The organism is Pseudomonas pharyngis (genome assembly GCF_021602345.1).
GTDB lineage: Bacteria > Pseudomonadota > Gammaproteobacteria > Pseudomonadales > Pseudomonadaceae > Aquipseudomonas > Aquipseudomonas pharyngis.
This window is the reverse complement of sequence record NZ_BQID01000012.1, coordinates 13,615-29,249: the sequence shown is the minus strand read 5'-3', so window position 1 is coordinate 29,249 and position 15,635 is coordinate 13,615. Positions and strand designations below refer to the sequence as shown.

10 protein-coding genes are annotated in these 15,635 nt (G+C 63.7%); 7 read left to right on the top strand and 3 right to left on the bottom strand.

What is annotated here, in order from left to right:
- Positions 1–103 precede the first annotated feature (103 nt).
- Positions 104–478 (top strand): response regulator transcription factor, encoded by a 375-nt coding sequence (locus tag L6D74_RS22505; protein WP_041475244.1) that lies wholly within the window; start codon positions 104–106, stop codon positions 476–478.
- Between the two features lie 223 nt (positions 479–701).
- Positions 702–1,904 carry an NAD(P)/FAD-dependent oxidoreductase gene (locus L6D74_RS22500; RefSeq protein WP_236190423.1) on the top strand — a complete coding sequence of 401 codons (1,203 nt, stop codon included), beginning with the start codon at positions 702–704 and terminating at the stop codon, positions 1,902–1,904.
- Between the two features lie 118 nt (positions 1,905–2,022).
- Here the strand turns inward: L6D74_RS22500 and L6D74_RS22495 are convergent, their stop codons facing one another.
- Positions 2,023–2,940, bottom strand: coding sequence for a LysR family transcriptional regulator (locus tag L6D74_RS22495; RefSeq protein ID WP_210710422.1), 918 nt, complete (start codon positions 2,938–2,940; stop codon positions 2,023–2,025).
- Positions 2,941–3,040: 100 nt separating this feature from the next.
- Positions 3,041–4,240, bottom strand: a complete 1,200-nt coding sequence (locus L6D74_RS22490) for an MFS transporter (RefSeq protein ID WP_236190422.1) — start codon at positions 4,238–4,240, stop codon at positions 3,041–3,043.
- A gap of 309 nt (positions 4,241–4,549) precedes the next feature.
- Between L6D74_RS22490 and L6D74_RS22485 the strand changes: the two genes are divergently transcribed.
- The 5 genes from L6D74_RS22485 to L6D74_RS22465 all read left to right on the top strand — a co-directional run bounded on the left by L6D74_RS22485 (position 4,550) and on the right by L6D74_RS22465 (position 10,364).
- Complete coding sequence (locus L6D74_RS22485; protein WP_236190421.1) at positions 4,550–5,809, top strand: c-type cytochrome; 1,260 nt, start codon at positions 4,550–4,552, stop codon at positions 5,807–5,809.
- Positions 5,806–6,279, top strand: a complete 474-nt coding sequence (locus tag L6D74_RS22480; protein WP_064596021.1) for a (2Fe-2S)-binding protein — start codon at positions 5,806–5,808, stop codon at positions 6,277–6,279. Before L6D74_RS22485 ends, L6D74_RS22480 begins: the two co-directional genes overlap by 4 nt.
- The gene (locus L6D74_RS22475) at positions 6,276–8,513 is read left to right on the top strand and encodes a xanthine dehydrogenase family protein molybdopterin-binding subunit (RefSeq protein ID WP_236190420.1); all 2,238 of its coding nucleotides are present in this window, start codon (positions 6,276–6,278) and stop codon (positions 8,511–8,513) included. The genes L6D74_RS22480 and L6D74_RS22475 overlap by 4 nt, the downstream gene beginning before the upstream one ends.
- Positions 8,514–8,660: 147 nt before the next feature.
- Positions 8,661–9,773, top strand: coding sequence for an alkene reductase (locus tag L6D74_RS22470; protein WP_236190419.1), 1,113 nt, complete (start codon positions 8,661–8,663; stop codon positions 9,771–9,773).
- A gap of 111 nt (positions 9,774–9,884) precedes the next feature.
- On the top strand, positions 9,885–10,364 hold the full coding sequence (locus L6D74_RS22465; RefSeq protein ID WP_236190418.1) for a helix-turn-helix domain-containing protein: 480 nt from the start codon (positions 9,885–9,887) through the stop codon (positions 10,362–10,364).
- A 57-nt stretch (positions 10,365–10,421) separates the two neighbouring features.
- Here L6D74_RS22465 and L6D74_RS22460 read toward each other — a convergent pair whose 3' ends face one another.
- Positions 10,422–15,563 (bottom strand): trifunctional serine/threonine-protein kinase/ATP-binding protein/sensor histidine kinase, encoded by a 5,142-nt coding sequence (locus L6D74_RS22460; RefSeq protein ID WP_236190417.1) that lies wholly within the window; start codon positions 15,561–15,563, stop codon positions 10,422–10,424.
- Positions 15,564–15,635: the final 72 nt, after the last annotated feature.

Genomic DNA, 15,635 nt, shown 5'->3' with positions numbered 1-15,635 from the left:
GTCGCTATACACACGTATAAGTACGCCGCCGGACCGAGCGGCGTATCGTGCGGCAATGGCGGGCGTCCTCGACGGGCTACCCGAGATCAGCCCTGGTAAAGCAATGTCCCACACCGCTGTTGTATCGGTTGTCGATGATGATGAGTCCGTGCGCATGGCGCTGGACAGCCTGTTGCGCTCTCACGGCTACACCGTGCAGTTGTACCCGAACGCGGAGGCTTTTCTGGCGATGAAGGCGCCGCCCCGCCCCGGCTGCATCATCTCGGACATCCAGATGCCCGGTCTGTCCGGCATCGAGATGTACGATGAGCTGTGCGCCCGAGGCGTGCGCATCCCGATCATTTTCATCACGGGTTACCAGGGGCGTCCACCACGGGTCAACGCCGCATTCCCCGAGCCCCTCGCCTATTTCCCTAAACCCTTCCCGTGCGGCGAACTCATCACCTGCATCGAAAGCGCATTCAATCGCGCCGTTTGACGGCCCTCTTTCTATACCTGTGTATACCCCACCCCATACCTAAGCATGTCGGCACTGACCCTATGTAGAAGTGTCTCGCCGCACCTTCCCCGATAGCATCTTCCCCAGCGAATCGAACCGGCTCTGCGGTTGTTCACAACCACCTGCTTCGTGCAGTGCGGCAGACGGTCACGCATGAACGGACAAGCCGTTCAACGACCAGAATTTCCACAGGAGTCATCCGATGAAACAGCACATTTTAGTGATAGGCGCAGGGTTTGGTGGAGTCTGGAGCGCCTTGAGCGCCGCACGTCTGCTGGACCAGCATGATCGTAACGACGTGCAGATCACCGTCCTCGCGCCCCAGGCAGAACTGCGCATCCGTCCGCGCTTCTACGAGCCGGATGTCCACAACATGAAAGCGCCGCTGGGTGAACTGTTCGATGCCGTGGGCGTGAAATTTGTCAAAGGCATCGCCGACAGCATCGACACCGCCAGCAAGCAAGTGACCTACAGCGATGCCTTCGGCACGCAAGGCACACTGAGCTATGACCGGCTGGTGTTGGCCGCCGGCAGCCGCGTGATCCGGCCACCGCTCAAGGGCATGATCGAACACGCCTTCGATGTCGATCAGATCGAAGAAGCCGCGCGCCTCGAAGCCCATATCAAGTCGTTGAAGGACCAGCCGTCGAGCGCTGCGCGTAATACCGTGGTGGTCGCCGGTGGTGGTTTTACCGGGATCGAAACCGCCACCGAACTGCCGGCCCGCCTGCGTGCCGCACTGGGTGACGATGCGCCGATCAGGGTCATCGTGGTGGACCGTTCGCCGCAAATCGCCGCGACGCTGGGTGACGGGATTCGGCCCTCCATTGTGGAAGCGTCCCGAGAGTTGGGCATTGAATGGATAGTCGACGCCTCGGTCGCCTCGGTGGATGCCGGCGGCGTGACTTTGGCTGACGGCAAACGTATCGAGTCCAACACCGTCATCTGGACTGTTGGCTTTCGCGCCAGCCCGCTCACTGAACAGATTCCGGGCAGCCGTGATCCGCAAGGTCGCCTGCACGTCGACGGCCACTTGAAAGTGCTGGGGCACGTGGATGTCTTCGCCGCCGGCGACGTCGCTTATGCCGCCACGGATGATCTCGGAAACTACGCCGCGATGTCCTGCCAGCATGCGATCAGCCTGGGCCGTTATGCCGGCAACAATGTGGCCGCTGACCTGATCGGTGTCGCACCGGTCACCTACCGCCAGCCCAAGTACGTGACCTGCCTTGACCTCGGTGCCTGGGGCGCGGTGTTCACCGAGGGCTGGGACCGTCAATTGAAACTGGTCGGGCAAGAGGCCAAAGACCTCAAGACTCAGATCAACACCGTGTGGATTTACCCGCCGGCCGCCGATCGTGCAACCGCACTGGCCGCGGCCGACCCGTTGATTCCGGTGGCCTGATCACCCGACGGTTCACACTTCCCTATCGCTGCGCATTCCCAGGCGCCCGCCACGGTTTTTTTGGCGGGCGCTTTTTTATGCAGAACGCACAAAGCGTCGGGCGGCAATAAACGGCACTCTAGCGTTGACGCGATGGCTCCGCTGCCAGAATGTCTTCCAGAAAGTCGATGAACACATTGATACGACTGGAGCCCCGGTGATTGGGCAGGTACAACGCATTGATGCAGCAGCTCGCATTACCGGGGTTGACTTCATAACCCTCCAGCAGCCGCGTCAACCGACCGGCCTCGACGTCGGCGCGCACCAGCCAGTCGGCCAGCAGGGCCACCCCGCGCCCCGCCACCGCCGCTTCGCGCAGGATGTCGGCGTTGTTGCTTTGCAGGCGACCATGGACATTGAGCTGGATGGTTTCCTCGTCGCCCTGGAACGTCCAGTGCTGGTGCGAACCCGCGTAGTCGAAGCGCAGGCATTGATGCTCGAGCAAGTCTCGTGGATGCGCCGGCACAGCGTGACGGCTCAGGTAATCCGGACTCGCCACCACCCAGCGCTGGAAGCCGCCCACGCGCTTGCTGACGATATCGTCACTGACCACCGATGATCCCAGGCGCACCGAGACATCGATCTGCTCGCTCAGCAGATCGCTGACCTGATCGCTCAACGACACACTGATTTCAAGCCCCGGATGGCGGTCGAGCAATACCCCCAGTTGCGGCGCAATGATCTGCCGGCCGAACTCCACCGGCACGCTGATGCGCAGGCGTCCCTGCGCCTCGCTGCCCCGGTCGGCGACAACCGCGTCGGCCTCGTCGATGGCATCGAGAATGGCCAGCGCTTTCTCGAAATAGGTTTGGCCGGCGACCGTCACGCTGGTGTTGCGTGTCGTGCGGTTGAGCAGGCTGGCGCCCAATTCGTTTTCCAGCCCCGCCACCTGGCGCGTCACTGAAGAGGTGGAGATGCCGAGTTTGCGCGCCGCCGAGGAATAACCACCGCAACGGACGGTTTCAACGAACATCTTCAGTGCCAGCAACTTGTCCATAAGTGGAGCCCGATCGAAAGGAAACGGTGATGATTGTGCATCACCGTTCGCCAATCGTCTTGTAGGACCGTGCTTCATCGGACTCAGCGGTGCCTGCGGTTCAGGCATCGGCCTTGCGGCTCAGGAACAGCGCCAGGGCCAGTGTCGGCAGCAGCGCCACGGACACGGCGGACAGGTTCCAGCCAAAATGCTCGTAGAGCGGACTGGCGACCAGCGATCCCAGAGCACCGCCGACGAAGATGCTGGTCATGTACACGGCATTCAGGCGCGCCCGGCTGTGCGGATCGAGGGCGTACACCTCGCGCTGACCCAGCACCATGTTCAGTTGTACGGCGAAGTCCAGCAGCACCGCGCAAACCACCAGCCAGACATAGCTGCTGCCCGGCAGCGCGGCGATCAGCAACGAGGCTGGCGCCAGCAACAGTGCCACGAGCGTCCCGCGCCGACCGTGCCCGGCATCCGCCAAGCGCCCGGCAATCGGAGCAGCGACCGCGCCGACAGCGCCGACCAGGGCAAATATCGCCACCTGTGCCTGACTGAAACCGTGGTGCCGCATCAGCTCAATCGGTGCGAGGGTCCAGAACAGGCTGAAGCTGGCAAACAGCAAACCCTGATACAGCGAACGCTGACGCAGAACCGCGTGCCGACGGGCCAGCGCAAACACCGAGCCGATCAGCGCCACGTACGTCGCCTGATGCGTCGGAACGCGGCGCGGCAAGGCAATCGCCGTGATCAGGGCGATGACGGCCATCAGTGCCGCTGCGCTGAAAAACACCCCGCGCCAGCCGAACACCTCCACCAGCAGACTCGACAGTGGCCGCGACAGCAGAATGCCCAGCAACAGGCCACTCATGATGTTGCCCACCACCCGGCCACGGCTCGCCTCGGGCGCCAGGTGCGCGGCCAACGGCACCAGGATCTGCACCGCCACCGAAGTCAGGCCGATCAGCAACGACAGGACAAGGAACATCGACGGCGAATGCGTCAGACCGGCGCACAACAGCGTCACGCTCGCCGCCAGGGTGAAGCCCACCACCAGCCGACGGTTTTCCATCAGGTCGGCCAGCGGCACCAGCAACAGCAGGCCCAATGCATAACCGAACTGCGTGAGTGAAACGATCAGACTGGCATTGGCACTGGACAGGCCGATCTGCGGCGCGATCAGTTCGACGATCGGCTGAGCGTAATAAAGGTTGGCCACGACCGCGCCGCAGCAGAATGCCAGGAACGCGACCATCAGGCCGGAAAGAGAAGCGGATGGTTCGGCCTTGGCCGCCGCTGCCGGATTGCCCGTAAGCATGATGACACCTCGATGAGTTTGGAAAAGTGACGCCAAGGCTAAGGGTCGCGCAGGCCTTCGAGTATCCATCCCAAAGGCAATTGAGTGATGCGCCAAATGCAACGACCCTCGGCGTTGCACTTGGCGCAACGTGCTATTGCGCGGTCTGGCAATACTCGGACGTTTGCACCTTCTCTACCCTTGGGCACCTGGCGCAGGGCTTTGCATCGGCGCCCTTCCCCGGTCGTTCAAGGAGTTGTCGAAGATGCCGAATCCGTCCCTCACGCCCACCGCGTGCCTCTTGGGCAACCGCTCATGAACGGCCATTTCATGAGATCCAGAGCGCTGTGGGTCAGCGCGGCAGCCCTCGCGTCGATCGGTGCAATCGCTGCCCTGGCGCTGATGTGGCGGCCGGCAATTGCACCGGTCGAACGCCCGCAAACCTTCGACTCCGCACAACTGCAACGCGGCGCACGAGTGGTCGAGGCTGGCGACTGCGCGGTGTGTCATACGCGTCCCGGCGGCCAATACCTGGCCGGCGGACTGCCGCTGGTAACGCCGTTCGGCACCCTCTACAGCACCAACATCACTCCGGACCCACAGACCGGCATCGGCCAATGGTCGTTGCCGGCCTTCGAACGGGCGATGCGTGAAGGGATCTCCCGCGACGGCCACTTCCTGTACCCGGCCTTCCCTTACGTTCATTACCGGCGCATGACCCAAGACGACATCGCCGACGCCTATGCGTACCTGATGAGCGGTCCGGCCGTGGACTCGCCGCCACAACAAAATCGCATGAATTTCCCGATGAACATCCGGCCTCTGGTGTCGTTCTGGAACCTGCTGTTCCTGCATGGGCAGCCGCTGACGCCACTGGCGGAGCAATCGCAGGCGTGGAATCGCGGACGTTACCTGGTCGAGGGGCCCGGTCACTGCGCGGGCTGTCATTCGCCGTTAAACCTGATCGGCGCCGAGAAATCCGGCGAAAACCTGGCCGGCGGCAGCGTGGATGGCTGGGACGCGCCGTCACTGCTGGGCATGGCGCACCGGGCAAACCCGTGGAGCAGCGAGCAACTCGTGAGTTACCTGCGGGCCGAAGTGGTCGACGGACACGGCACGGCGGCGGGCCCGATGCGCCCGGTCAGTCTCGGTCTGGCGCGCTTGCCCGTGGAAGATGCTCAGGCGATTGCCGAATACCTGCTGAGTCTGTCGGCGAAAACTGCGATCAACGAAATTCCGAGCGCCAGCGCTGAACCTGCGGATCGATCCTCTGGCGCCCTGCTGTTCGCCAGTGCCTGCGCTGGCTGCCATGCCCAAGGTGCGCCGATGCGTGACATCGACGGCCGTCCGGCTCTGGATCGCACCTCGGCACTACAGGCCGCCAGCCCGCGCAACTTTGTGAAAACCGTACTTGAGGGCATCCCGGCAGAACCCGGCCAACCGGGACCGGTGATGCCCTCGTTCGCCGCCAGTCTCGATAACACCCAACTCAACGCCCTGGCCGTCTACCTGCGCCATCAGGCCAGCCCCGACCAACCGTGGACCGACCTTCCTGCCACCCTCCAAGCGCTACGTCAGGAGACGAAATGACTCAGATCACCCTCAACGTCAACGGATCTTCCCGGGCTCTCGAGCTGGAACCCGACATGCCGCTGCTCTATGCGCTGCGCAATCACCTGGGCCTGAACGGCGCCAAGTACGGGTGTGGCCTGGGCCAATGCGGCGCCTGCACCGTCATCGTCGATGACCAACCGGTGTTTTCCTGCCTGACACCCTGCGCCGGCCTCGAGGGCAAAAAGGTGCGGACGGTCGAGAGCCTGGGCACGGCCGAACGCCCCGGCACTCTGCAGCAAGCATTCATCGACAAACAGGCCGCTCAATGCGGTTACTGCATCGCCGGCATGTTGATGCGTGCGCAGTCACTGCTCGAAAGCAATCCGCATCCCGACGAGCAGACCATTCGCGAACACATGGCAGGCAACCTGTGCCGCTGTGGCACGCACTTGCGCATCATCGAGGCGATCAGCCTTGTCGCCCGGCAAAACGGGAGTGCGCAATGACCACGATCAATGAGGTCGATCAAAGTCGCCGTGCGTTCCTGCGCGGGGGCGCGCTGCTGGTGGCGTTTGCTTTGGTGCCGGTCTCGCGCCGCGCCCTGGCTGACACCGAAGTCGATACCCTCGGCACGGTCGTCCTGGCGCCGGACCTGCCCGGCAGCCTGCGCACCAACCCCTGGCTCGATGCCTGGATCCGCGTCGGCCACGACGGCATCACCGTCTACACCGGCAAGGTCGAACTGGGCACCGGGGTCAAAACCGCGTTACTGCAAATTGCCGCTGAACGCCTGGAGGTCGCCCCGACCGCGATCAACCTGCTCACCGCCGACACCGCACTCACGCCGAACGAAGGCTACACCGCCGGCAGCCACACGATTTTCGACAGCGGCACCGCGCTGTTCAACGCGGCGGCACAAGTGCGCGAGATGCTGCTGGAATCGGCCGGGCGCAGCTGGAACGTTGCGCCGGCAATGTTGACGACACGGGACGGCATCATTCTCGGCCCGACCGGGCAACACATGTCTTACGCCGACGCCGTGCAGCAGGTCGATCTGCACCGCTATGCAACGTCCGAGTCACCCTCGATGCCGCCGGCGTCATTCAAGCTCATCGGCCATTCGCTGCCACGCCTGGATATCCCTGGCAAAGTCAGTGGCGGCGCCGCGTTCGTCCAGGACATTCGCCTGCCGGGCATGCTCCACGCCCGGGTCATCCGCCCGCCGCGCCCCGGCTGCACACTGGAAACCATCGATATTGAATCGATCAAGACGCTGTCCGGGGTGGTGCAGGTGATTCGTGACGGCAATTACCTGGCCGTGGTCGCGCGGGACGAATGGCAAGCGATCAAAGCCATGCGTCATGGATACGCCTCGGCGCGCTGGAACGGCGGACAGGCGATTCCCGAATCGCGGGACATCCACACCTTGCTCAAACGCCTGCCGTCGCGTCGTTATCCGATCAGCCATGAAGGCACGCCCCAAGGCAAGACCGACAACGAATATCGCGCCCGGGTGACCAAGCAATACCTGATGCATGGCTCGATCGGTCCGTCCTGCGCCGTGGCCTGGTTCAAGGACGGCACCCTCACCGTCTGGACCCACACCCAGGGCGTGTATCCGCTGCGTGCCGGGATCGCCGAGATGCTGCGGCTGCCGCCCGAGCGCGTGCGCTGTATCCACACCGAAGGTTCCGGCTGTTACGGCCACAACGGCGCAGACGATGCCGCAGCCGACGCGGCGCTGATTGCCATGCGCGTACCGGGCACGCCGGTGCGGGTGCAATGGATGCGCGAGCAGGAAAACCTCTGGGAGCCCTACAGCTCGGCGATGGTCAGCGAGGTGCAAGCCAACCTTGACGCACAGGGTCGGCTGCAGGACTGGAACTATGAGCTGTGGACCACGCCGCACAACGAACGCATCGTCAACGCCGGGCGCTTGCTGCCTGCACGCCTGCTGGCCCGGCCGTTCGCTTCCGCCCCCTCGGTGCCGATCGCCCAGCCTGAAGGCGATGGCGATCGCAACGCAGTGCCGCTGTACACCGTGGCCTCCTCGCGGATCGACATGAACTTCGTCACCGAAATGCCGTTCCGCACCTCAGCCATGCGCTCGCTGGGGGCGCACATCAACGTCTTCGCCATCGAAGCCTGTATCGACGAGCTGGCCGCCAAGGCCGCAGTCGATCCGGTTGCCCTGCGCCTGGCACACCTGACCGATCCTCGGGCACGGGCGGTGGTGGAACGGGTGCGCGATGCAATCGACTGGCCGCACAAAAGCAGCGACCCCGGCGCAGGTCTTGGCTTCGCCTTCGCGCGCTACAAAAACATCATGGGCTACTGCGCCATCGCCGTGCGTCTGCGGGTGCATCCGCAGACCGGCGAAGTGCAGATCGATCACGTCGTCACCGCAGTGGACGTGGGGCAGATCGTCAGTCCCGATGGCCTGCGCAACCAGGTCGAGGGCGGGATCGTGCAGTCCACCAGTTGGACGCTGTATGAAAAGGTCGCCTATGACGCCGGCGGCATCCGCAGCTACGACTGGAGCGGCTACCCGATTCTGCGCTTCTCGCAAGTGCCCAAAAAGGTCGACGTTCACCTGCTCGACCAGCCGGGGCAACCGTTTCTGGGGGCCGCCGAAATCGTCCAGGGTCCCATGGCGGCCGCCATCGGCAACGCCGTGGCGAATGCCACCGGACAGCGCTGGCTGAACCTGCCCCTGACCCGCTCGCAACAGCCTTCCTGAACCGCGCCACGTTGCATTTCACGCAATGCAGCGTGGCGTCGCGTGTGGATTATCAAGCACCGGACAGCCGCTTAACGTAGGGCCATCCGGTGTCGGGCCAAATGTCCGACACCGTCCACCGACCTTTTTCGAAGACTGGAGAACCCCATGACACAACAACTGTTCCGTCCCATCGCCCTCGGCCCCTACACACTTCCCCATCGGGTAGCGATGGCGCCGTTGACTCGCTCCCGTGCCGGGCAACCGGGCGACATCCCGACATCCATGAACGCCGAGTACTACCGCCAGCGGGCGAGCGCCGCGCTGATCATCACCGAGGCAACGCAGATTTCCCGTCAGGGCCAGGGTTATGCGTGGACGCCTGGCATCTACAACGATGAACAAGTGCAAGCCTGGCGTGAAGTCAGCCGCCAGGTACACGAGGCCGGCGGGTTGATCTTCATGCAGCTGTGGCATGTGGGCCGCGTATCGCACCCAAGCTTTCAACCGGACAACGCGCTGCCGGTGGCGCCGAGCGCATTGCCTGTACCGGGCAAGACTTTCATCGTCGATGCCGAGGGCAATGGTGTGTGGGGCGACGTGCCAGTGCCGCGCGCACTGCAGGTTTCGGAAATCGCCGACATCATCAACGACTACCGCCGCGCCGCCCGCAATGCACTGAACGCCGGGATGGATGGCGTGGAAATTCACGCGGGCAACGGCTATCTGCTGGACCAGTTCATCAACAGCAACAGCAACCAGCGCACGGACGGTTATGGCGGCACCCTGGAAAACCGTGCGCGCCTGTTACTGGAAGTGGTGGCGGCCGTGGTCGACGAAGTCGGTGCCGACCGTGTCGGCGTGCGCCTGACGCCCATGGGCCGCTTCATGGGCATGGGCGATGAAACCCCGCAAGCCACGTTCGGCTACATCGGGCGCTCGCTGAACCGCTGGAAACTGGCCTACCTGCATCTGGTCGAGCCGGCCGTGGTCGGCACCGTCAAGGACGAGAATTTCGACCCGCGCTGGGACGCGATCATCGGCCAGTTGCGTGATGCCTGGGATGGCGTGCTGATGATCGCCGGCGGCTACGACCCCGAGTCGGCGGAACAGGCCCTGGCCGACGGTCGTGCCGACATCATCGCGTTCGGCCGACCGTTCCTCGCCAACCCCGATCTGCCTCGGCGAATCCGCGAGGGCCTGACGCTCAACGCACCGGACCCGAGCACGTTCTTTGGCGGCGATCAGCGTGGCTACATTGACTACCCGTCCCATGCCTGACCCGCTGACCGCAGGGTGCTGACCGAGGGAATTTAATAACTCTTCAGGATTGTTTAAGGACTTTAAAGGGCGTCGACGCAGAGACTTTGCACAACGATAAGGAGAGCAAACATGAGCCCGCAATCGCTGATTTCCGACCATCCACGCCCCCTGATGCGCCCGCTGGGATCGTTGACCAGTTGGCAGGAACGTCGCGCCAAGGAACTGATGCTCAGGGACCTGAGCCGCAGCGCGCGCATCAGCGAGATCGCCGGCCTCTGCAATCTTTCGCGCAGTCATTTTTCCCGTGCGTTCAAAAAGAACACCGGGTACTCACCGCAGGAGTGGTGGCTGAGGATGAAGATCGAGAAAGCCAAAAGCCTGCTGATCACTTCGATGCCGATCACCGAGGTCGTCTACGAATGCGGGTTTTCGGACCATTCGCACTTCACCCGCACCTTCAACCGCCTCGAAGGCATGCCGCCCCGAGAATGGCGCCGTGCCTTCGTCGCCACCCGCGCGCCCATCGCGCTTCAGTTGCCTGTCATCGAACTCGACGCTGCACTCTGGAGCGTGCACAACGCTGGGCGCGCCCACCCCTCGCACGCTTGACCTGACCGAACCTGACGTTACCCGCTCCTCCCCTTTGGCCGCTGATGCGGCCTTTTTTTATTCGGCGTCAGCCGGTTCCAGCGGCAGGTCGAAACTGAGTCGGGCACCCTGCTCGCTGTCCTCGATCAGCAACGTTCCGCCATGTGCGCCGATCACCGATCTGCAGATGGCCAGGCCCATTCCCATCCCGCTGCCCTTGGTGGTGTAAAAGGCATCGAATACCTGCTCGCGCTGAGGCACGCCAATCCCCGGTCCGTTGTCCTGGAACGTCACCCGCACATGACCTCCCCTGACGGTGGAGCTGATGACGATGCGCCCGTCCGGCACCCCGGCGCCGGCGATCGCCTCCATCGCATTGGTGATCAGGTTGTACACCACCTGCTGGATCTGCACCGAGTCGCCCCACACCTGACATTGCGCATCGAGTCGGGTGTGCAGTGCGACGTTGCGGTTGGCCAGTTCGGTCGCCGTCAGTTGAACGACGCCACTCACCAACTCGTCAATTTGCACCGGCAAACGCTTGAGCGGCGCCTGCCTGGCCAGTGCGCGCAACGCCTGGACAATGTCGGCGGCCCGCGTGCTGTCCGAACGGATGTCTTCCAGGCCCTGAATCGCCTCGTCCAGATCGGGCTTTTCACGCTTGAGCCAGCGCAGGCTGGCCGAGGCATTGGACTGAATGCCAAGCAGCGGCTGACTGATCTCGTGAGCGATGGAGGCTGAAAGTTCGCCCATGACCTTGAGGTGCGAGTTGCGCGCCAGTTCGGCGCGAGAGCTGCGCAGATCCGCTTCCATCTGCGCCCGCAAGCGGTTGTCTTCCACCAATTGCGCATACAGCCGGGCGGTCTCCAGCGACACCGCTGCCTGGGAGGCAAGAATTTCCAGCATGGTCAGCCGTTCGGCACTGAACAGGCCGGGCACCAGGCTGTTTTCCAGATAGACCAGACCGATCAACGTGCCTTGTCTGAGCAGCGGCAGGCACAACATCGAGCGGGTCTGCCGCCGACGCAGATCGGCGCCATAGGCTTCCGGGCAATCGACCCGCACATCGTCGAGCACCAGGGGTGCACGGGTGCGCATCGTTGCATTGAGCACCGACGCAGGCGCCAGCGCTTCAAGCGCCTGATCGCTGTCCAGCGCAATCAGCAGATTGCCGGCTTCCATCGACGCGGCGGCCGCCAGGCGCAGGTCGCCTTCAGCGACCATCATCAGCACACCTTGGTCAGCCCCGGCCTGAACCATCAGGTGGTTCATCAAGGTCTCGACCAGCCGATCCAGCAAGACTTCCTGGGACAGTGCCCGCGCGGCCTCGATACCCGCCTCCAGGTCCAGCCGGCCCCGGTTGATCGGTTGTGAAGGTTGCGAAGCGGGTTCCGTGCGCAGAAACGGATGGCGTTTTTCCAGTTGCCGCGCCTTGGCGCTCGCCCCCCAGAGGTCGTAGCAATCCCGGGCAAAACGCAGGTGGTGATGAGTCCCCGAAACCAGCTCATTGGACATGCAGACGTCGGCCAGTTGCTCGTGCGCCAGTGCCTGTTCGTGAACGAAACCGGCGGCGGCCGCTGCGATCTGCGATTGATCGAAGCAACGGATGGCAATCAGGTCCTGACCGCGCAAGCGCGCGATCACGCCCTCGATCAACAGCAGTTTGTTGCGGAATGTCGCCGGATTGAGCGCGGCCCATGAAAGAAATCGCTGGCGTTGCTGCTCAAGCACTTGCAGTTTTCGCTCAACGTCACCCGGCACTTGCGCACTGGCCAGTGCGAGGCTGCGAAAGAGATGGTAATCGGCAAGATTGATATGCGCCGGAATGGACCAGGCCACCGTCGCGGCGGCTTCGAAACGCCGCCAGGCATACAGCGCATCACCCGCATAAAAGGCCGACATGCCGGAATACAGCCACGACAGGAACAACGTCGACTGCGAAACGCAGGCTCGATCGATGGGGCCGAAACGGTCGTGTTCCACGCCCTCCAGTTCAGACAGCGGCCGCACGGGGCGACCGTCACGCAGGTCGATGGCGAACGTCTGCTGCGCCAGCAGAATGCGTTCGATATCGACGTAATTGAACTGCCTCACCCAGGCCAGACCGTGATCCAGTTCATCCAGCACCTTTTGCAAGGGTTCGCCCATGAACAGCAGGTCGGAAACAATGTGATTGCAGGCATAGCAGGACATGCCCAGGTCACCCCCGGCCTGACCGCACTCGAACGCCGCGAGCGCTGTCTGCCGGGCATACGCCATCGGCCGGGTCCATGGGCTGACCTGATCGAGCGCCACCAGGGTGCCTGTGCGACCGGCCTCATAGCCATGCAGGTCAGTCAGTTTCAGGGCGACTTGCGCAAATGCCAGTCCGTCCACGTATTCGCCGAAACGCTCGGCGATCATCACGCCAAACCACGCAAATCCGTAGCCACTGCTTGGCGTAGTGCCGTGCTCGAGCGTGAGTTCGACCATTTTCGCCAGGTGCAGCAAGCGGAGATCGTCATCGACGAAGAACGAAGGAATCAATGTGCCGAGCAGCTCCATGGCCGCCTCGATCTGCGCATCCTCAGCCTTGGGCAAATGAACCAGATCGGCGATCGCTCGCGTGCCGATCAGGTCGCGCACCTGCGCAAAGGCCCGGGTCAGATGATCCTCGGGAGGTTTGCGTTGCAAGGTGATGCCCAGCAGCGCCAGGCCGGTCAAAGCCTCGGTGATCGCCCCTTCATAGTCGGAGTGCAGCGTGCGCAACGTGGCACGCAAGCGATAGGTTTTCGCGCGGTCCGCGTCCGTGAGCGCGTGGTTCAGGCAATCATCGAGACGTCCCCGGGCCCCCGCCAGATCCGCCAGCAGCATCGCGCACTCGGCAGCCAGCCAGGTGCTGGCGAACGCTTGCGGATAGAGGTGGGTCCAGCCGCTCTGATCGAGCAGGCGTCCGGCCGTCTGCAGATAATCCGCCGCCAGTTGCACGGCGGCCGAATCCCTCGCGCGCTCGGCAGCCTCGACCAGGACATCAATAAACGCGGCGCGCTGCGGCTCCATCAGTGCAGCATCGTCGACACGCTGAATCTGACCGGCAATCTCGAACACGCGCTCATGGGCCTGTTCGCCCCACAGGTCCAGCATGGCAGCGGCGATGCGCGCATGCTCACTGCCACGCCCCACTGGCGAAGGCAACTGACAGGCCGCCTCGAGCACCCGGTCGTGGCCGAACACCAGTTGCGCGCCGGCGCGCAGCAGCAATCCCCCATCGACCAGACTTTGTACATCGCGCGCCAGTTGCACCGAATCAAACGGCAACAACCGGCCCAGCAGCGACTCGTCACAGCGACCGCCGATGTAACCCGCCGTGCGCACGACGTCTCGTTCGGTCAATGTCAGACGGTCCAGTCGCTGTACCATCAACTCCGCGACGTTGTCGGCATAGCGATAGCTGTCCACGTCGCTCTGGTTCCAGACCCAGCGATCCGCCGCCGCGTCGAAACGCACCAGACGCTCCTCGATCAGCGCCCGCAGCACCTGACTGACGAACAGCGGATTGCCGGCCGTTTTCAAATGCACGACCTGGGCGAGCACTTCAATGCTGGCGGGATCGGTGTCCAGTTCTGCGGCCAGCAGTTGCGCGACGGCGGACACCGACAAGGCGCCCAGCGTGATGTGAATGCCGGGCAATGCCTGTTCGCCGCGCAGCACGTCGAGTATGGCGTCCTCCCGCGCAAAGGCCTTCGACCCGCTGTCCCGGTACGCCAGGATCAATACCAGATGCCGCGGTGGCCGGGCGAAGAAAGCGCGCAGAAACGCAAGCGTCGAATCGTCCGCCCACTGCACGTCATCCACGAAAAGCACCAGCGGCCGCCCGGGCTGGGCAAACACGTCCAGCGCATCGAGCAGCGTGCGATTGACCCGCTCAAGCGCGTGCCGGGCGGGCATGTTGGGTAGTTCCGGCGTGGCACCGATCACCAGTTCGGCCTCGGGGGCCAGATCCACCAGGATCCTGCCGCGTCCCTTGAGCCGTTCAATCAGTTGCGCGCCGAGGGTTTGCAGTTCCAGTGCGGGTTTGCCCAGCAACTGAGTCATCAGCGAACGAAAGATTTCCGCCAGCGGCGCATTGGGGATTTCCTGCTGCAACAGGTTGATCTTGCCGCTGGCCCAATAGCCGGGAACCAACGGCCGCACGCCCTGATGGATCAGGGTTGACTTGCCCGCTCCCGGTGTACCGCCCACCCACAGCACTCGGGCGATACCGTCGCTGCGCACCTGGCTGATCTGCTCGATCAATTGTGCGCGCTCCGCCTCCCGACCAAACAGCACCGGGTCGTCAGCAACGGATGGCAGTGCATCGAAGGTGCCCAGCCTGAAAGCCTTCACATGGCCATGCTCCAGCCATTGCTGACGGCACCAGACAAGGTCGGTGGCCATCGACTCCATGCTCTGATAGCGAGCGCCCGGCTCCTTGGCCAGGCCTTTGAGCAACACGCGACAGAGGCCTTCCGGCAGGTCGGCGACATGCACGGCCGGCGATGCCGGCTGGACCGCGGCATGCACATGCCGCCAGTGCGCAGGGTCGCGCGCCGTCAGGGGCGGCTGGCCGGTCAAGGCGTGATAAAGAATGCTCGACAGCGCGTAGACATTGCTGCGCTCATCGAAACCGGCGCCATCGCGACGAACCTGCTCGGGGGCCAGGTAGGGCCAGTGCTCCAGCGCAGGAAGCTCGGCGACGGCGCCCGCCTGCTCGTCGGTGTGATAACCCAGAAGGCTCACCGAATCATCGGCGCCCACCCGCAAGTGCCAGGGCAACAGATTGGACTGTCGTGTGCCGGCCCTCCCGGCATTGACCAGCGTATGGGCCGCGGCGACCGCGATGGCAAGTAAGCGGCCCGGCGGCAGACGGGGCTGACCGAGCAGATCAGACAGGGCCACGCCCGTCTCGGGGTAGACCAGCAACGGCCCTTCTGCCGAGCGGATGAAGGCGACCGGCCGGATGGCCCAGGCTGAATCCGGGCGCAGATGAAAGTCCCGTTCCAGACGCTTGCCCACGTCAGGACGCTGGATCGGTGCGCGAGCGGCCAGCCAGCGGGAGTCCGACCGAGGATCGTGGATGGTGAACCAGGTCAGGTCGTTTTCCCGGCGCAGCAGCTCGAATGCACAGCCCTCCAGCCAGGCGTCATCCGGCACGACATCCGGGTTGCAGAGGGCTGGAGAGGAGGAAAGTCTGCCGGGCATTCGCTGTCACCGCTCATTATTCGTTTCAGGCCTGGCGCAGGAGTATACGCAAGGCTCTGGCGCAGAGGTTTC